The organism is Curtobacterium sp. MCBA15_004, from assembly GCF_001865055.2.
Taxonomy (GTDB): Bacteria; Actinomycetota; Actinomycetes; order Actinomycetales; family Microbacteriaceae; genus Curtobacterium.
The window spans coordinates 1,730,558-1,747,524 of sequence record NZ_CP126266.1; the positions used below are offsets into that span (position 1 = coordinate 1,730,558).

Annotated in this window: 17 protein-coding genes; 6 read left to right on the forward strand and 11 right to left on the reverse strand. The window is 73.2% G+C overall.

What is annotated here, in order from left to right:
• The first annotated feature begins 214 nt into the window (after positions 1–214).
• Together QOL16_RS08155 and QOL16_RS08160 are read left to right on the forward strand one after the other, a co-directional pair.
• Positions 215–376: a hypothetical protein gene (locus tag QOL16_RS08155; protein ID WP_175473083.1), complete on the forward strand. Its 162-nt coding sequence runs from the start codon at positions 215–217 to the stop codon at positions 374–376.
• 72 nt (positions 377–448) lie between these two features.
• Positions 449–1,417 carry an AraC family transcriptional regulator gene (locus QOL16_RS08160; protein ID WP_065965064.1) on the forward strand — a complete coding sequence of 323 codons (969 nt, stop codon included), beginning with the start codon at positions 449–451 and terminating at the stop codon, positions 1,415–1,417.
• Positions 1,418–1,517: 100 nt separating this feature from the next.
• Here QOL16_RS08160 and QOL16_RS08165 read toward each other — a convergent pair whose 3' ends face one another.
• Positions 1,518–2,354 (reverse strand): helix-turn-helix domain-containing protein, encoded by an 837-nt coding sequence (locus QOL16_RS08165; RefSeq protein ID WP_065965061.1) that lies wholly within the window; start codon positions 2,352–2,354, stop codon positions 1,518–1,520.
• Between the two features lie 170 nt (positions 2,355–2,524).
• Between QOL16_RS08165 and QOL16_RS08170 the strand changes: the two genes are divergently transcribed.
• Positions 2,525–3,277, forward strand: a complete 753-nt coding sequence (locus tag QOL16_RS08170; protein WP_071284464.1) for an SDR family oxidoreductase — start codon at positions 2,525–2,527, stop codon at positions 3,275–3,277.
• Positions 3,278–3,362: 85 nt separating this feature from the next.
• On the opposite strand, the gene QOL16_RS08175 is transcribed toward QOL16_RS08170, so the two are convergent.
• The gene (locus QOL16_RS08175) at positions 3,363–4,121 is read right to left on the reverse strand and encodes an inositol monophosphatase family protein (protein WP_071284466.1); all 759 of its coding nucleotides are present in this window, start codon (positions 4,119–4,121) and stop codon (positions 3,363–3,365) included.
• 170 nt (positions 4,122–4,291) lie between these two features.
• Between QOL16_RS08175 and QOL16_RS08180 the strand changes: the two genes are divergently transcribed.
• Positions 4,292–5,098, forward strand: a complete 807-nt coding sequence (locus QOL16_RS08180) for an alpha/beta fold hydrolase (protein WP_071247230.1) — start codon at positions 4,292–4,294, stop codon at positions 5,096–5,098.
• A 99-nt stretch (positions 5,099–5,197) separates the two neighbouring features.
• Here QOL16_RS08180 and QOL16_RS08185 read toward each other — a convergent pair whose 3' ends face one another.
• Positions 5,198–5,881 (reverse strand): DUF1345 domain-containing protein, encoded by a 684-nt coding sequence (locus QOL16_RS08185; RefSeq protein WP_071284468.1) that lies wholly within the window; start codon positions 5,879–5,881, stop codon positions 5,198–5,200.
• A 281-nt stretch (positions 5,882–6,162) separates the two neighbouring features.
• Here QOL16_RS08185 and QOL16_RS08190 point away from each other — a divergent pair, with 281 nt between their 5' ends.
• Positions 6,163–7,233, forward strand: coding sequence for a magnesium and cobalt transport protein CorA (locus QOL16_RS08190; protein ID WP_071284470.1), 1,071 nt, complete (start codon positions 6,163–6,165; stop codon positions 7,231–7,233).
• A gap of 30 nt (positions 7,234–7,263) precedes the next feature.
• On the opposite strand, the gene QOL16_RS08195 is transcribed toward QOL16_RS08190, so the two are convergent.
• The 6 genes from QOL16_RS08195 to QOL16_RS08220 form a co-directional block, all read right to left on the reverse strand.
• On the reverse strand, positions 7,264–7,872 hold the full coding sequence (locus QOL16_RS08195) for a TetR/AcrR family transcriptional regulator (RefSeq protein WP_071284472.1): 609 nt from the start codon (positions 7,870–7,872) through the stop codon (positions 7,264–7,266).
• A 91-nt stretch (positions 7,873–7,963) separates the two neighbouring features.
• Positions 7,964–8,605, reverse strand: a complete 642-nt coding sequence (gene aroQ, locus QOL16_RS08200; RefSeq protein WP_071284474.1) for a gamma subclass chorismate mutase AroQ — start codon at positions 8,603–8,605, stop codon at positions 7,964–7,966.
• Entirely contained in the window at positions 8,602–8,847 is a 246-nt protein-coding gene (locus QOL16_RS08205; protein WP_065962939.1) for a hypothetical protein, read from the reverse strand. The genes aroQ and QOL16_RS08205 overlap by 4 nt, the downstream gene beginning before the upstream one ends.
• 276 nt (positions 8,848–9,123) lie before the next feature.
• Entirely contained in the window at positions 9,124–10,053 is a 930-nt protein-coding gene (locus tag QOL16_RS08210; RefSeq protein ID WP_071284476.1) for an acetamidase/formamidase family protein, read from the reverse strand.
• Positions 10,050–11,501, reverse strand: coding sequence for an APC family permease (locus QOL16_RS08215; protein WP_071284478.1), 1,452 nt, complete (start codon positions 11,499–11,501; stop codon positions 10,050–10,052). The genes QOL16_RS08210 and QOL16_RS08215 overlap by 4 nt, the downstream gene beginning before the upstream one ends.
• A gap of 152 nt (positions 11,502–11,653) precedes the next feature.
• Positions 11,654–12,568, reverse strand: coding sequence for a proline iminopeptidase-family hydrolase (locus QOL16_RS08220; RefSeq protein ID WP_254780252.1), 915 nt, complete (start codon positions 12,566–12,568; stop codon positions 11,654–11,656).
• Between the two features lie 82 nt (positions 12,569–12,650).
• Between QOL16_RS08220 and QOL16_RS08225 the strand changes: the two genes are divergently transcribed.
• Positions 12,651–13,385 (forward strand): FadR/GntR family transcriptional regulator, encoded by a 735-nt coding sequence (locus QOL16_RS08225; protein WP_254780254.1) that lies wholly within the window; start codon positions 12,651–12,653, stop codon positions 13,383–13,385.
• A gap of 80 nt (positions 13,386–13,465) precedes the next feature.
• Here the strand turns inward: QOL16_RS08225 and QOL16_RS08230 are convergent, their stop codons facing one another.
• Both QOL16_RS08230 and QOL16_RS08235 read right to left on the reverse strand, forming a co-directional pair.
• Positions 13,466–15,046, reverse strand: a complete 1,581-nt coding sequence (locus QOL16_RS08230; protein WP_071284484.1) for a Na+/H+ antiporter — start codon at positions 15,044–15,046, stop codon at positions 13,466–13,468.
• A gap of 210 nt (positions 15,047–15,256) precedes the next feature.
• Positions 15,257–16,840, reverse strand: a complete 1,584-nt coding sequence (locus tag QOL16_RS08235; protein WP_253181654.1) for a UDP-N-acetylglucosamine 1-carboxyvinyltransferase — start codon at positions 16,838–16,840, stop codon at positions 15,257–15,259.
• Positions 16,841–16,967: the final 127 nt, after the last annotated feature.

The window sequence follows — 16,967 nt, forward strand, 5'->3', positions numbered from 1 at the left end:
CACGTCCGCGCAGCGGCGCCACCGTGCGCGGCGGGTGGCGCTAGCCGGAAGGCGAACGTAGTTAGACAAACTAACCTCCGGGTCGCATGCTGGTCCGGCGCCCACCCGAGGTGCACTCCCCAGCAGTGAGGCGGGTCGTCATGGCACGGACAGCAGGTCCCTCCACCGCCGACCGCGAGACGGCTGCCGGTCGCACCGAGACGACGGTGTCCCCGTGAAGCCGCACCCGACGCTGTCCGAACTCCGGACCCGCCCGAGCGAGTGGCACCGCCGGGGCATGAGCCACCCCGACGAGCTCCAGGCGATGGTGCACCGACGACTCCTCGAGGACGTCCCGACCGAGCCGACCTACAGCGACTTCTTCACCGCTCCGTGAGGCGCCCGGACCGAGGTGAGTCTCGCTCGTGACTCACAGCCACTCCTCCCGGCCGCGTGCGACCATCACCCCATGACCGCCGCAGTCCCGGACGTCCGCCAGGTGGCGGCAGCGACGGGCGACGACCTCGACGCCGCCCGGGCGCTGTTCGAGGGCGCGTACGACGCGGCGGGCTTCCTGCCGGAGCGGACGGCGCGTCCGTTCGGGTACCGGTTCCGGTCGGTCGGCAACGCCACCCTGACGCTCGACGCCAAGCGGTTCGACGGTCGGATGGCCGGCGAGGTCGACGCGACGAGCCACTACTTCGTCACCTGGGTCAGCGACGGCGGCGGCGTCATGGACATCGGCCGCGACGAGGTCGTGCTCGCCCCGGGTCGTCCGGTCGTGTTCCCCAGCGCGCGGCCGTTCCGCTTCGACCTCGCCGACGTCCGGCAGAACGTCGTGCAGTTCGACCGCACCACGCTCGAGCACGTCGCGGCGGAACTGCACGGCACCGAACCCGCGCCGATCGTCTTCGACCACGCGGCCGCCCCGGTCCGGAGCGCGCTGCGCTTCTGGGACGCCGAACTCCGGGGCACGGCCCCGACGGTCCTCGGCTCCGCCCCGCTGTCGCCGCTCGCCATGGCCGAGGCCGCGCGGCGGACCGCGTTCGCGATGCTCCGGACGTTCCCGCACGTGACCCTCGCGACGCGTGCACCGGTGCCGCCCCAGGCGACGGGCCGCGTCGAGCAGGCCATCGAGTACATGCACGCCAACGTCGAGCGCCCGCTCTCGACCACGGACGTCGCCGAGTACGTGGGCCTGAGCGTCCGCGGGCTGCAGCAGGGGTTCCAGCGCCAGGTCGGCGAGACCCCGAACGGCATGCTCCGCGGCATGCGGCTCGACCGGGTGCGGTCGGTGCTGCGCTCCCGTGCGCTGGGCGAGGTCACCGTCGCCGGCGTCGCACGCGAGTGGGGCTTCGCGCACGCCGGCCGCTTCTCGGCCGCCTACGCGAAGCGGTTCGGCGAGTCGCCGAGCGAGACCCTCCGCCGCCCCCGGTAGGTGGCCGCCGGTCCGGCGCCGAGACGGACGGGAGGCGCGGTGCGGGCCCGACCCGCGCCTCCCGTCCGTCCCCCGGTCGCGTCCACGCGACCCGCACCCGTCAGTGCTGGCTCGCGGATCCCGCGGTCGCGCCGAGCGCGGTGAGCAGCCGGAGCTTCTCCGCGCTCGCGCTGCCCGCCTCGGGGTAGTACGTGACGAGGACGAGCCCGTCGACCGGCAGCTTCTCGCGGAGCAGGTCGAGGCGACCGACCACGGGGTGCTCGACGACGACGCTGCCGCCGGTCATCTCCCGGACGTCGTGGCGTGCCCAGAGCTCGCGGAACCGCGCGCTCGCGATCGACAGCTCACCGACCAGGGCGGCGGCGCGTGGGTCCGAGCCGTCCTCGCCGGAGGTGTGCCGGGCCGCGGCGACGAAGGACGCGAGGGAGTCCTCCCAGTCCACCTGGAAGGCGCGCTCCTCCGGGTCGAGCACGAGTGACCGCAGCCGGTTCTGTCCGGGCGTCAGTCGTGGCGAGAACGCCGTCGCCGGGCCGTTCGCGGCGAGGACGTCGAACGTGCGGCCCTCGAGGAAGGCCGGGACGTCGAGCGCGGCGAGCAGGTGGTGCAGGCGCGGTGGCACGCGCTCGGCCGCCGGGGCGCGGGGGGTGCGGGGTCGCGGCGCGGTGAGCCCGAGGAGGTAGGCGTGTTCGACGTCGTCGAGCTGCAGGACCCGGGCGATCGCGGTGAGCACCTGGGGCGAGGGGTTGGCGTCGCGACCGCGTTCGAGGCGCAGGTAGTAGTCGGCGCTGATCCCGGCGAGGAGGGCGACCTCCTCGCGGCGGAGGCCGGGGACCCGTCGCCGCGTGCCCTCGGGCAGGCCGACCTGCTCGGGCGTCACCAGGGCGCGTCGGGCGCGCAGGTACTCGCCGAGCACGTTGACCGGTCCCGTCGTCTCCACCCCGCCGACGCTACGCGACCCCGGCGCCCGCAGCGGGGGTCCTGCCACTCCCCGGATGCGCGGGGTCCTCCCGCCCGGCTCCGCGTCGTCGCACGATCGACACCGTCGGACCGCCCGGTCCGACGGACAGCGTCGGGCCCCGCTCCCGACCAGCACGGACAGGAGACACCATGCGCACCATCGACCGCACCGCTCTCGTCGTCGGGGGCACCTCCGGCATCGGCCTCGGCCTCGCGCGACGGCTCGCCGCAGCCGGCAGCACCGTCGTCGTCGGCGGACGCGACCCCGAGCGCGACGCGGGCCGGTTCGACGGCCTCGACACCGTCCGGATCGACGTCACGGACCCGGCGTCCGTCCTCCGCGCACGCGACGAGGTGCTCGACCGCCACCCCGACCTCGACCTGCTCGTGACGATGTCCGGGGTGATGTCGCAGGAGGACCTGCTCGACCCCGGTCATGCAGTAGCAGCCGAGACGACCGTGGCGGTCAACCTGCTCGGCACCATGCGCGTGGTCGACGCGTTCCTGCCGCACCTGACCGCGCGGGGCGCTGCCGACGTCGTCACGGTGTCCTCCGGGATCGCGTTCCTGCCCTTCCCGCTGATGCCGGCGTACGGGGCGTCGAAGGCCGGCGTGCACGCGTGGACCGAGGCGCTGCGTCCCCAGCTCGCCGGGACCGGCGTGACCGTCACCGAGCTCGTTCCGCCGGCGGTCGCGACGGCCGGGCAGGAGCGGGTGAACCCGCGGGCGCTGCCGCTGGACGCGTTCCTCGACGAGGTCCTCGCGATCCTGGCCACCGAGCCGACCCCGCAGGAGGTCGTCGTCGAGGCCGCGCAGTACCTGCGGTGGGCCGAGCGGGACGGGACCTACGCGGACCTGCTCCGGGTGCGGTCCGAGCCGCTGGCCCAGCTGCCGGGGCGGTGAGCCCGGGGGGGCGACGGGCCCTTGGGCGCTGAGCCCGGGGCGCTGGGCCCGGGTGCGCTGGGCCCGGGGCGCGCTGCCGGTGGCGTCAGCCCGCCTGCGTCCGGAGCAGTGCGGCGGCCTCACGGACGGCCGTCGGCGCACCGGCCAGGTGCCAGTCGTGCCCGTGCGCCCGGACGACCTCGGCCGTCCCGCCGACGCCCTCGACGAGTGCCCGGCCGGGCAGCCAGTCCCACGCGGCGCAGTCGACCTGCACCCACAGGCCGATGCGTCCCGCGGCGACGTCGGCGAGGTCGCACGAGCCGGAGCCGCTCACGCGCAGGGTCGCCGCCGCGGCGAGCAGCGCGAACAGGGGAGCCGTGGCGTCGTCGCGCAGGTGTGCGGCGTCGAGGAACGTCGCCACGCTCGCCCGGGCCAGCGGGAGGTCGGCGATGTCGGGCACGACCTGCCCGTCGCACTCGGTCCGGCCGTCGAGCGCGACCCAGGTCTCGTCGGGCAGGTGCCGACGGACGGCACCGGCGGTCAGCACCCCGTCCGTCTCGAGCGCGACGGCGCTGCACCACGCGGGCAGCCCGGCGACGTAGTTCCACGTGCCGTCGATCGGGTCGACGTGCCACCGGCGACCGGAGGTGCCGTCGGCGTGCGCGCCCTCCTCGCCGGTGACGCCGTCGTCCGGACGGTGCTCGGCGAGCATCCGGCGCACGAGGTCCTCGGCGGCGCGGTCGGCCGCGGTGACGAGGTCGGCGGCGGACGTCTTCTGCGTCGTCTCCGTCCCCGCACGGCGCATGGTGGCCGCGAGGTCCGCGGCGTCGGTCACGAGGGCGGTGGCGAGGGTGCGGTCGTCCATCCGGTCACGGTAGCGGGCGTCGGACCGGGCCGGGACCAGCGCTCCGGCGGCGTGTCAGGGCGCGGTCGCCGCGATCAACCGCGCCGCGCGGTGTTCCGGAGTGCTCTCCATCGGCACATCACGGCAGCACGAGGCCGGGCTGTGTCGGCGTCGGTCGCTACGGTTGTCCGGTGATCATCCGCACCGAGGGTTCCGGTCGTCCGCTCGTCGCGCTGCACGGCTTCGGGCTCGACCACCGCGTGATGCTGCCGCTCGAGCACATGGTGGGCGACGCTCCGTGGCGGCGGGTCTACGTCGACCTGCCGTGGACCGCGGCCGCCCGGCGCGCGGCAGCGGACTCCGGCTCCGCGCGGGTCCCGACCAGCACCCTCGAGGTCGCTCGGGGCGTCGTCGCCGAGCTCCGCGACGCGCTCGGCGACGAGCCGTTCGCGGTGGTCGGCAACTCGTTCGGCGGCATGGTCGCCCGGTACGTCGCGCACGAGCTCCGGGACCAGGTGCTCGGCCTCGCCACCCTCGCCGGCGTCGTCGAGGCCGTGCACGCTGCCCGGACCGTCCCGGAGCGCACCGTCCTGCGCGTCGATCCGTCCGTGCTCGACCGCGCCGGTGACGCCCGCGACGACTTCGTCGCGAACAGCGTCGTGCAGGACGCAGCCACCTTCGACGCCTTCGTCGCGGGGGTGCTGCCCGGCCTCCGGGGTGCCGACCAGGCCGTGCTCGACGCCGTCGCGGAGGACTACGCGCTCCCGGTGGAGCCCGAGGCTGCGCACCCGGAGCCGTTCACCGCGCCGACGTTGCACCTGTTCGGTCGGCAGGACGAGGTCGTCGGGTACGAGGACGGGCTCGCCCTCCGCGACCACTACCCGCGCGGGTCGTTCGTGGTCCTCGACACGGCCGGACACAACGTGCACCTGGAGCAGCCCACGGTCACCGCGGCGCTCGTGCGCGACTGGCTCGCGCGGATGGACGCGACCGCCTGACGGACGGGAGGCACGGTGCGGGCCCGCCACGCGCCTCCCGTCCGACCGTGGTCGGGTGTCGAGCCGGGCGGGACCCGGACTGCGCTCGCCCGCGGTCGGTCAGCTGCCGAGACCGGCCACCAGGTTGATGACGCTCGCGATGACCACCGTGCCGAAGAAGAACGACAGGAGCGCGTGCCGCAGCGTCGCGACGCGGATCGCACTCGACGTGATCGACGTGTCGGACACCTGGTACGTCATGCCGACGGTCACCGCGAAGTAGGCGAAGTCGGAGTAGCGCGGCGGCTCCTGCTGGTTGAAGTCGATCCCGCCGGGTGCTCCGCTGTAGTACAGCTCGGCGTAGCGCAGCGTGAACAGGGTCTGCACGAGCAGCCACGACAGGAAGACGCTCACGACGCCGAGGGCGGCTGCGGCGTCCTGCGCGCTGCCGTGCAGGTCCCGGGCGGTGCTCAGCACGACGAGGATCGCCACGACGCTCGCGGCGGAGGCACCGACGAGCAGCAGGTCCGACACGGTGCGGCGCGGGTCCTCGCGGGCGGCGTGCTGCGCGGTGCGTTCGGCGTCGTCGTCGAGGAGCGGGAACGCCGTCACGACGTAGACCGCGCACGCCGCCGCCCACCCGACCGACGCCGACCAGCGGGGGCCGACGACGAGGGCGGTGACGACGGCCGCGACCACGCAGACGACGACCATGAGGACGAGGCGTGTGCGGTAGCGCCGGGAGCGGCCGACGTGCGGGGTCGGCGTCGGGACAGGAGCCGGCGGGTTCGGGGACGGGGACACGGCTCCACCCTGGCCGCGTCCGCCGTCACGGCACCGTGCAGCGTGCGCCTGCTGCTGAGGGTGCGCCCAGGTCCGGCCCGCGCTGCACGTGGCGGGAGGGCCCGCCGGTCGCCGCCCGCCGCCTGGCGCGTGCCGCCGTGCGCTTGGCGGGGTGCGGCCGTCCCGGCGAGCACGGGGCCGTTCGGATCCCGTCAGGACGCCGGGTCGTGGCCGTCACCGCGGGTACGATCGCACGGGCCGTCCGACGGCCACGCACCGGCACCCGACCGAGGAGGACCGCGATGGCCCTGATCGACAACGGCATCTACGTGGACGGCGTCCGCACCCAGTCACCCACCGACCTGCGACGGACGTACGACGCGCTCGACGCTGCCGGGGGCGGAGCGATGGCGTGGATCGGGCTCTTCCGGCCGACCGACGCAGAGCTGACCTCGGTGGCCGACGAGTTCGGGCTCCACCCGCTCGCGGTCGAGGACGCCAGCAAGGGCCACCAGCGCGCGAAGCTCGAACGGTACGGCGACACGCTCTTCGTCGTGCTCCGGCCCGCCTGGTACGACCACGACGCCGAGACCGTCGAGTTCGGCGAGGTGCACCTGTTCACCGGCGACGGCTTCGTCGTGACCGTCCGGCACGCCGCGCGACCGAACCTCGCCGACGTGCGGAAGCGGCTCGAGACGGACCCGGAGTGGCTCGGTCGGGGGTCCGAGGCGGTGCTGTGCGCCGTGCTCGACGAGGTCGTGGACGGCTACGCCCCGGTCGTCGCCGGGCTGCAGGACGACGTCGACGAGATCGAGGACGACCTGTTCGACGGCGACGTCGACCCGGACTCCTCGAAGCGCATCTACCAGCTGCTCAGCGAGGTGATCGGGTTCCAACGGGCGATCAGTCCGCTGCCCGGCATGGCCCGCTCGCTCCTGCTCGGCGCCGAGAAGTACGGCACCGACCCGGAGGTGCAGAACCAGCTGCGGAACGTCCTCGACCACGCCATCCGGATCACCGAGCGCGCCGACACGTTCCGCGCCCTGCTCGAGAACGCCCTCACGTTGCACGCGACCCTCGTCACGCAGGAACAGAACGACGCGATGCGCCGGATGACGAGTGCGTCGCTCGCCCAGGGCGAGGAGAGTCGTCGGCTCGCGCAGGCGTCGATGCGGCAGGGCGAGGAGGTCAAGAAGATCTCCTCGTGGGCGGCGATCCTGTTCGCGCCGACGCTGGTCGCGTCGATCTACGGCATGAACTTCGACCACATGCCCGAGCTGCACTGGACGTTCGGGTACCCGTTCGCGATCGTGCTCATGCTCGTGATGGCCGTGGTGCTCTGGTTCGTCTTCAAACGGCGCGGCTGGTTGTGACCCCGCGCCTCCCGTCCGCCGTCCGTGCCGTCAGACGCGACCGCTGGTCGCGGCCTCCGCCACGGACGCGACCCGGTCGGCCGCGTCGGGGATGCCGAAGGACGTGAGCAGGGGGACCCAGAGGGCGCGCAGGCGGTCGACGAGGTCCTCGGCCGTCGTCGGCACCGACGAGGTGACGAGGCCGAACGTCGCCTCGAGGAGCAGCTCCTCGGCGCGGTCCGGCAGTGGCGGGGCATCCTCGGAGCGAGCGGCGTCGAGCTGCTCGCGGATGAAGTCCACCCACACGAAGCCGCGGGGGACCTCGACGTCGGTGTGCAGGAGCTCGCGGAGCAGTCGGACGGCGCCGCCGGCACCGGGCCGCTCGCGGGTCTCGAGCGCCGTGTCGAGCAGCACCCGGGTCAGACGCTCGACCCCGGCGGGTTCGTCCGAGGCCTCGGCGACCGTGGCGGTCCAGCGGACCTGCTGCTCCTCGATCACGGCGACGGCGAGCGCGTGCTTCGAGGGGAACAGGTGGTAGCCGATCGCGGACTTCGGTCGGCCCATCGCCTCGGCGATGCGGGCGAAGCTCGTCGCCTCGTAGCCGTAGCGGGCGAACTGGGCCCCGGCCGCGGCGATGATCGCGTCGCGGGAGGCTGCCATCGCTGCCTGTCGTCGGTTCACGGTGCTCCTGGTCGGTCCCGGGTCGTCGGGTCGACCCGGGACCACTCTAGGAGGCTGTGGACCGTCGGCGTCAGGCGCGGCAGAAGCTCGACCACGCGACGTGCAGGCCCTTGCGCTGCAGGGACCCGAGCCCCGGTTCGACCCGCTGCCGCTCGGTGACGACGGCGTGGGCGCAGCGCGGCTCGGACGCGACGGGCGTCACCGCCGCGAGCCGGTCGACCAGGTCGTCGTCGATCTGCGTGATCTGCGTGCGCACCGCCGTCAGGTCCGGAGCCGTCGTCGGAGCGGACGACGGGTCGTGGGTCCAGCGCGTGAACAGGCCGCGCTGCACGAGCTTGCTCGCCGCGATCTGGTCGCGGAGGACCCGCTCCACGAGGTCCGGGTCGACCCCTTCCGCGCGGGCCCGGGCGACGCCGGCGTCGACGACGGCCTGCTCCCGCGTCGGGTCGGCGATCGGCTTCCCGCTGAGCCACTTGCTCTCGGCGACGGGCTCGGCGAGCGCCAGTCGGCTGACGACGAGGTCGCCGACGGGCCGGAGCCGATCGGCGTCGGCCTGCGACGTGGTCGCCCGCGTTCGCTCCGCCGCCGCCGGCTGGCCTGCCGGATCGACGACGGCCGGCCGGGTCGTGGTCGCGGCGACGGCGGGCGCAGCCGCGGTGAGACCGGAGCCGACCACCGCGGCCACGAGGCCCAGCAGCACGGCGGTGGTCATCGTGGCTCGTCGTCGAGCAGTCGTGGTTCCGTGGTCCATGGGTGTCCTGTCTCCTCCTGGTCGAGGAAGCGGATCGACACCTCGGTGCTCCGGCGTCGGAGCGCCCGACGGAGGGGCTCCACGACGAGTTCCGACCACACCGGGTAGACCTCGACGTGGTCCACCGCGGACGGGCACGAACACGACTCGATCACGGGCACGTCGAGTCCGGGGTAGACCGTGGTGACGCGGTGCAGCACCATGCCGCCGCTCCTTCCTGTCGCCAGACGATCGTCTGACGACAGGAAGGTACAACGCGGGTCGCGCCCGGCGCGATGAGGGTGCGCTCAGCCCTCGGCTACCGCGCTGCCGGGTCCTGCCGCGTTGGCTCGGGGGTGGCGGGCGGCGCGTGGTGCGAGGTGCTCCCGCACAAGCGGAAGCAGCTCGCGCCACGGCGAACCGTGGTGCGAGCTGCTTTCCGTTGTGCGAACCGCGCCGCGACCGCAGCGCGACCGCGACCGCGAGCACCCTCCGCGGCCCTACAGCACAGCCTTCGGCACCCGGTGCAGCGTCACGGCGCCGACGGCTGCGAACGGGTGCAGCGGGTCCGGGTCACCCGAGCCGGTCGGGCCGCCGAGCTTCGAGTCGCCCACGGCGCTCAGCACGGCGTAGGTGTCCTCGGCGGTCCACCCGTGCTCGTCGACCAGGAATGCGAACGCGTCCTCGTAGCCGCGCCGGACGCTCTCCTGCACCGGGTCGCCGAGGCCGACGAACAGCCACTCCTCGGGTGTCTCGATCCGGGGTGCGCGGAGGGCCGGGCCGCCCTTGACCAGGTCGACCGAGACGATCGCGGTGCCCTGGGCCTCGATCGCGACGAAGGACGACTCGCCCTCGGCCATCAGCGCGTGCACGTCCCCGATGGACAGCAGCGCCCCGGGCACCCGGACGGGCAGGTACACGGTGGAGCCGGGCCGGGCCTCGGTGACGTCCATGTTCCCGCCCTCGGCGTACGCGGGCATGATCGTCGAGTTCGTCCCCTCGGCCGGGGCGACGCCGATGCAGCCGATCATCGGCCGAACCGGGAACGCGTGCCGGTCGGTGACCCGCACGACGCCGTCCTCGATCGGGCAGCGGCGGGCGAAGACGCCCTCGGGCATGACGTGCTGGAGCGCGCCGGACCCGGGCAGCGAGACCGACCAGCCGTGCGTGGTGAGCTGGATGTCGTGGATGTGCACCGCGAGGGTGTCGCCGGGTTCAGCACCCTCGACGTGGACGGGGCCGGTCACCGGGTTGATCGGTGCCTGCAGCTGTCCGAGGTCGTGGTGCCGGTCGAGCTCGGCGTACACGGCGTCGGTCGTCTCGAAGCCGATCGTCTCGCCCGTGCCGGGACGGACCCGCAGCACGGGCTCCCGGTCGGCGGCGAAGCCCGGGACGCCCAGGGTGTTCGGCAGGAAGTGGTCGGGGGTCATGCGTGGTCCTTCCCGGTGGTGGTCGACGCGGCGTCCGTGCCGGCGCCGCCCTCGCCGAGCGTCCCCGGCTCCTCCGAGCCGACCTCGGTCGAGCGGCCCGTCGCGCGGTAGTACAGGAACACGCCCGCGCCGACGACCAGCCAGACGATGCCGCCGACCTTCGCCTCGACCGCGGCGTTGACCAGCACGTAGCCGATGATCAGGAACCCGATCAGCGGCACGACCAGGTGCAGCAGCCAGTTGCGCGACTTCCCCTTCACGACGTGGTGCACGACCACCGACACGTGCAGGAGCATGAAGCCGAACAGTGCACCGAAGTTCACCAGGGACGAGATCGTGTCGATCTGCCCGACGAAGAACAGCACGAGGATCGCGGACAGCACCGAGACCACGATGATCGCGTTCTGCGGGACCTGTCGGCCGTTCAGCTTGTGCAGGAACGCCGGGAGCTGCCGGTCGCGGCTCATCGAGAACAGCAGGCGGCTCGTGGCGGCCTGCGCGGCCATGGCGTTCGCGATGCCCACGGCGAGGACGTTGACCGCGAAGAACGCGGTCGCCCAGCCGCTCGACGACGCCTGCTCGACGATGGTGAAGAAGGCGTTGCCGGCCTCACTGTCGGAGAACGAATCGCGACCCGCGGCGAGCGCCGACGCGAGCCACGTCTGCAGGACGAACAGGAACGCGACGATGACGAGCGCGAGGATCATCGCGAGTCCGGCACCGCCCCGGCGGCCGGTGGACTCCTCGGACAGCGTCGAGATGCCGTCGAAGCCCAGGAAGCTCAGCACCGCGATCGACAGGGCGCTGGCGATGAGCGGCGCGGACACCTTCGAGGGGTCCCACACCTGGTCGGTGGAGAACGAGGCGCCGGGCACGGTCCCGCCGGTGAGGGCGACGATCGCGATGACGACGAAGATCGCGACGAACACGAGCTCGATGAGCAGGAACACGCGGTTCGCCAGCTTGAGCGACGACACCCCGAGCAGGTTGATCACGGTGTTGATCGCGACGAACAGCAGTGCCCAGAGCCAGCGGGGCGTCCCGGGGAAGATCCCGACCATGCTCTCCGCGGCGAACACGTAGAGCAGCGTCGGGACGAGCAGGTAGTCGAGCAGGATCGCCCAGCCGGCGAAGAACCCGGCGGTGGGGTGGATGCCGCGGCCGACGTACGAGAACACGCTGCCGGCGAGCGGGATCGACTTCGCCATCTGCGCGTAGGCCAGGGCGGTGAAGATCATCGCGACGAGGCCGACCAGGTAGACGAGCGGCACCATCCCGCTCGACGCGTTGTAGACGGTGCCGAAGATCGCCCACGGGGCGATCGGCACCATGAAGACCAGCCCGTACACGAGCAGGTCGGTGGTGGACACGGAGCGCTTGAGCTCCTGCTCGTAGCCGTAGGCCTCGAGCTGCTGCTGTGCGGACAGCTCGCTGTGCTGGTGCGACATGGGGTTCCGTTCGGGGAGACGGTGCGTGGTGAGGGGGAGACGGACGGGAGGCGCGTGGCGGGGTGGTGCCGCACCGCACGTCCGGTGGACCGACGGTCGGGAGGCGCGTGGCGGGGTCGTGCCGCGCCTCCCGTCCGGTGGGTGGCCGCGACCTACCTGGTGGGATGGTCGTCGTGGGTCGCCGCGAACGCGGCGACGACGCGGCGGAACTCCTCGGGCTGCTCGAGGTGCGTGCAGTGGCTCGCGCCCGGGAAGACGTGCTGGCGGACGTCGGCGATGCGCTCGACGAAGGGCTGCCAGGTGGCGGGGGTGGCCTCGTCGTGCTCACCGGCGACGACGAGGGTGGGGACGGTGATGCGGTCGAGCCGGTCGACGATGGTCCAGTCGCGCATGGTGCCGATGACGTGGAACTCGTTCGGGCCGTTCATGGTGTGGTAGACCGTCGGCTCCTGTTCCATCTGGGTCTCGGAGTCGACGAAGTCCTGCGGCATCGGCACGACACGGCAGACGTGCCGCTCGTAGAAGACCTGGGTCGCGGCGAGGTACTCGGGGTCGTCGACCGTGCCGGCCTGTTCGTGCCGGGTCAGGGCGTCCTGCACGTCCTCGGGCAGCTGCGCGCGGAGCTCGGCGGCGCCGTCGACCCAGAGCTGCATGGACGCGGGGGAGTTGCAGATCATGAGCGACCGGAGGCCGACCGGCCGCCGGACGGCGATCTCGGCGCCGAGCATGCCGCCCCACGACTGCCCGAGGACGTGGTGGTCGCCGAGGCCGAGGTGCTCGACGAGTGCGGCGTACTCGTCGACGAAGAGCTGCGGGACCCACGTGTCGACGGGGGCGTCCGGGCGGTGGGAGCTCCGACCGCAGCCGAACTGGTCGTGGTGGACGACGGTCCGACCGGTCTCGTCGGCCAGGGCCGCGAGGTTCCGGAGGTAGTCGTGCGCCATCCCGGGGCCGCCGTGCAGGACGACGAGGGGCAGCGCTCCCGGCGTGGGGCGGTCGGGCTCGGTGACGCGGTACCACGTGTGGCCGTCCTGGAACGGCATCGTGCCTTCGGTGATGCGGGACATGGTGTGCAGCATGGCCCGCTCAATGGTCCCGTGCAAGACCTTTCCGCGTCCTTTAACGTGGACGAAACGCGAGGAGGAGCCAGTGGTCGCGGAACGCGCTCCGGAGAGCCGGGTCGACGAGGTCGAGGACCGCCTGGTCACGGCCGTCGCCGTCGGCGAGTACCTGCCCGGTGCCCGGCTCCCCGCCGAACGCGAGCTCACCGTGCTGCTCGGGGTGGGGCGGGTGACCCTCCGGTCGGCCCTCGCCCGGCTGGTCGACCGCGGGCTGCTCGAGACCCGGCGGGGTCGTGGTGGCGGCACCTTCGTCCGCACCCAGTGGCCGGACTCGTCCTCCGACGCCGTCGGCCGCACCCTGATCGCACGGTGGGCGGGCATCCGCGAGACCACCGACGCGGTCGCGCTCCTGCACGGCGCGCTCGCGACCGCTGCCGCCGAGCGGGTCACGCCGGCGACGGCCGAACGGATCCGGGAACGGCTCGAGGCGTTCCGGAGCGCGGCCACCGGGTTCGAGAAGCAGCAGGCCGACGCCGTCCTGCACCGGACGATCATCGACGCGGCGGGCAACGCCGTCCTCGCCGGGAAGCTCGCCGGGCTCGAGTCGCAGGTGTCCATCGCGGCGCCGGCGCACCTGTGGGGGACGGCCGAGGGCATGGCGGAGATGGAGGACCGGGCGCTCCGCGAGCACGAGGCGCTCGTCGACGCGGTCTGCGCGGGACGTGCGGTCGAGGCGGGGGAGGTCGCCCGGCGGCACGTCGGGATCGACCTCGAACTGCTCGAGCGGGCGATGCGCCGGACCGGGCAGGTGCCGGCGCACTAGGGTCCCGGCCGTTCGACGTCGGCCGTGCGGCGCCATCGGGTGGGCTCCCGGCCGGTCAGGTGCGATCGGGGCCGGCCCGGTCAGGGCGGGGTCGACCCCTCGAGCCGTGCCTCCTCGGCGTCGTAGCCGGCGCGGACCTGGCGGAGGACGAGGTCGTCGATCTCGTCGGCGTCCCGCAGCCGCAGCAACGTGGCCGCCTTGTGCTGCACGAGGGCCAGCTCGAGTGCGACCGCGGAGTCGTGCCGCTGCAGCGCCGGGTGGTCCTCGTCCTCCTCCTCGCGGGCCTGGATCACGTCGAGGTGCGCCTCGTAGTCCTTGCGGATCCGGTCGACGGTCGCGCGGTCGGCCCCGGCGGCGCGGGCGAGTCGGGGGAGTGCCGCGAGGGCCTCCTCGATCGCGGTGCGCTCGGCCAGTCGCCGTTCCTCGCCGACCGACTCGTCCTCCGGCAGGGCCGCACGGCGCAGGACCGCGGGCAGCACGAGCGCCTGGCCGACGATCGTGACGACGACGACGCCCGCGGTGACGAACACGATGAGGTCCCGCTCGGGGAACGCGCCGCCGGACTCGAGCGTGCGCGGGACGGCGACCGCCATCGCGAGCGACACGGCACCGCGGAACCCGGCGAACCCGCTGACGAGCCGGTCGCGGCGGCCCTCGCGGGGCTCACCGCCGAACCGCCGCGTCACGAGCCAGACCGTGCCGCCGATCGACCCCTCGAAGGCGAACCGGACGAGCACCAGGACGACCGAGGCGGCGAGGACGATGCCGATCCCGCGGAGCACCTCGCCGGCGTCGAGCTCGCGCGCGGCGATCATGGCCTCGATCCCGACGAGCACGAACAGCGCCCCGTTGAGCAGGTAGGTCAGGAAGGACCAGAACGCGCGCACCTGCTGCCGGGTCTCGGCGCGGTCGAGCTTCGGGGCGACCTGGCTCACGACGATGCCGGCCGCGACCACCGCGAGCACCCCGGAGGCACCGATCGCCTCGGCAGCGAGGAACGCGGCGAACGGGACGAGCAGCGTGACCAGGTTCTCGAGCACCACGGTGTCCACGCGGCGCAGGACCAGGGAGCCGAGCCAGGCGGCGAGCAGTCCGGCCGCGACGCCGCCGACGTACGACAGCACGAGCATCCCGGACACGTTCCAGAAGGTCAGCTCCTGCGTGCCGACCGTCACCGCGACCGCGATGCCGTACACGACCAGGGTGGTGCCGTCGTTGACGAGGCTCTCGGCCCGGAGCACCGTGACGTTCCGGCGGGGCAGCATCTTGGTCAGCACACCGACCGCGGTGGCGTCCGTCGGGGCGACCGCGGCGCCGAGCACCCACGCGGGTCCCCAGGGCAGCCCGAGCAGGTGCAGCAGCGTGGCGACGACCCCGGCCGTCACGACGACCAGCACCGTGCCCATGAGCACGATGCCGCGGAGGTTCTTGCGGATCTCGCGCAGCGACGTGGTCAGGCTCTCCCAGTACAGCAGGGCCGGCAGGAAGAGCAGCAGCACGGCCTCGGCGGGGAGCTCGACGCGCGCGAAGGTCGGCACGAACGCGAGCAACGCGCCGATCACGAGCAGCAGCACGGGCGGTGCGACGCGGATGCGGTCGGCCACCGCGGCCGTGACGGCGATCGCCAGGCCGAGGACGACCACCAGTTCAGGACCGAGCACGTGTCTCCTCACGCTGTCGGACGGTGGACCCGTCCGCCGGGCCAGTCAACGCGTGGGACCCTGCGTTCCCTTCCCGATCCGTGCCGGGCGTCCGCTCGACGCGGCATCGGGCGAACACCGCCCCTCCCGCACGACGCGACGAGGGCGGTCTCCCGCAGCGTCGTGCCGCTGCGGGAGACCGCCCTCGTCAGGTGTGCCGGAGTGTCGGACTCAGTCGTGGAACGTCTCGATGGAGGCACCGAGCGAGTTGAGGCGCTCCTGCAGCTGCTCGTACCCGCGCGCGATGATGCCGACGTTGCGGAGGACGCTCTCGCCCTTCGCCGCGAGCATCGCCAGCAGGATGACCACCGCGGGGCGGAGGGCGGGCGGGCAGCTCACCTCGGCGCCCGAGAAGTGCGTCGGGCCGGTGACGTCGAGCCGGTGTGGGTCGCGGAGCGTGACGGTCGCACCGAGGCGGGTCAGGTCGAGCAGGTGGATCGCCCGGCCCTCGTACACCCAGTCGTGCACGAGCGTGGTGCCCTCGGCCATCGCGGCGATGACGACGAAGAACGGCAGGTTGTCGATGTTCAGCCCCGGGAACGGCATCGCGTGGATCTTGTCGATCGGCGCGTGCAGCTCGGACGGGTGCACCGTGATGTCGACGAGGCGGGTGCGGCCGTTGGCGGCGGCGTACTCCTCGCTGACGTCGAAGCGCAGGCCCATCTCGGCGAGGGTGGCGAGCTCGATCTCGAGGAACTCGATCGGCGCGCGGGTCACCGTCAGCGTCGAGGACGTGACGATGCCGGCGGTCAGCAGGCTCATCGCCTCGACCGGGTCCTCGCTCGGCCAGTAGTCCACGACCTCGTCGATCCGGCTGCGACCCGTGATCTTGAGCGTGGTGGTCCCGATGCCCTCGACCTGCACCCCGAGCAGCTCGAGGAAGAAGCAGAGGTCCTGGACCATGTAGTTGGGGCTGGCGTTGCGGATCGTGGTCACGCCGTCGCGGGCGGCCGCGGCGAGGATCGCGTTCTCGGTCACGGTGTCGCCACGCTCGGTGAGGACGACCGACGAGGTCGGCACGGCCTGGTTCGCGACGCCGACCTCGTACCAGCCGGAGGTCGCCTCGACGTCGACGCCGAACGGCCGGAGTGCGATGAGGTGCGGTTCGACGGTGCGGGTGCCGAGGTCGCAGCCGCCGGCGTAGGGCAGGCGGAACTCGGGGTACCGGCCGCTGAGCGGGCCGAGGAACATGAGGACGCTGCGGGTGCGGCGGGCCGCGTCGGCGTCGATGGCGTCGAGTCGCAGGTCGTCGGGGGCGACGATCTCGAGCACCTCGCCGTCCTCGGACCACGTCACGGTGGCACCGAGGCTGCGGAGCACGTCGATGATGCGGTCGACCTCGACGATCCGGGCGACCCGGTGCAGACGGGTCACCCCACGGTTCAGGAGCGACGCGCACAGCAGCGCGACGGCGGCGTTCTTGCTGGAGTTCACGGCGATCGAGCCGCTGAGCTTCCGCCCGCCCTGCACGCGCAGGTGCGAGCGCTGCGGGGCGCCGCCGATCGAGACGATCTGCTGGTCGAGTGCCTCGCTGATGCGCGTGAGCATCTCGAGGGACAGGTTCTGGCCACCCTGCTCGATCCGGTTGATCGCGCTCTGGCTGGTGCCGACGCGCTCGGCGAGCTGGGTCTGGGTCATCGAGCGGCCCTTGCGGGCGCCGCGGATGAGGGCGCCGACCTCGCGGAGCGGGGCCGAGGGGGTCGCCGGGGCAGCAGCCTGGTCGGCGGACGTGACGACGGTGGTGGTGTCGGACATGGGCGCCACGCTAACACGCTCATGAGATAAAGCAGGGGCGTACACGCACCAGACTCGCAGGAACGGATCGGGAATATCTCGTCCATGAGAAGTTCGGCGACGGGTGTCGATCGCCCTCGGGCCGATC

Excerpts from the sequence above, each read along its gene's own strand:
- aroQ (WP_071284474.1), bottom strand. The coding sequence starts at position 8,605 with ATGACCACCGCCGTGCTGCTGGGCCTCGTGGCCGCGGTGGTCGGCTCC.
- QOL16_RS08195 (WP_071284472.1), bottom strand. The coding sequence starts at position 7,872 with ATGGCAGCCTCCCGCGACGCGATCATCGCCGCGGCCGGGGCCCAGTTC.
- QOL16_RS08215 (WP_071284478.1), bottom strand. The coding sequence starts at position 11,501 with ATGTCGCACCAGCACAGCGAGCTGTCCGCACAGCAGCAGCTCGAGGCC.
- QOL16_RS08210 (WP_071284476.1), bottom strand. The coding sequence starts at position 10,053 with ATGACCCCCGACCACTTCCTGCCGAACACCCTGGGCGTCCCGGGCTTC.
- QOL16_RS08235 (WP_253181654.1), bottom strand. The coding sequence starts at position 16,840 with ATGTCCGACACCACCACCGTCGTCACGTCCGCCGACCAGGCTGCTGCC.
- QOL16_RS08205 (WP_065962939.1), bottom strand. The coding sequence starts at position 8,847 with ATGGTGCTGCACCGCGTCACCACGGTCTACCCCGGACTCGACGTGCCC.
- QOL16_RS08175 (WP_071284466.1), bottom strand. The coding sequence starts at position 4,121 with ATGGACGACCGCACCCTCGCCACCGCCCTCGTGACCGACGCCGCGGAC.
- QOL16_RS08190 (WP_071284470.1), top strand. The coding sequence starts at position 6,163 with ATGGCCCTGATCGACAACGGCATCTACGTGGACGGCGTCCGCACCCAG.
- QOL16_RS08160 (WP_065965064.1), top strand. The coding sequence starts at position 449 with ATGACCGCCGCAGTCCCGGACGTCCGCCAGGTGGCGGCAGCGACGGGC.
- QOL16_RS08220 (WP_254780252.1), bottom strand. The coding sequence starts at position 12,568 with ATGTCCCGCATCACCGAAGGCACGATGCCGTTCCAGGACGGCCACACG.
- QOL16_RS08170 (WP_071284464.1), top strand. The coding sequence starts at position 2,525 with ATGCGCACCATCGACCGCACCGCTCTCGTCGTCGGGGGCACCTCCGGC.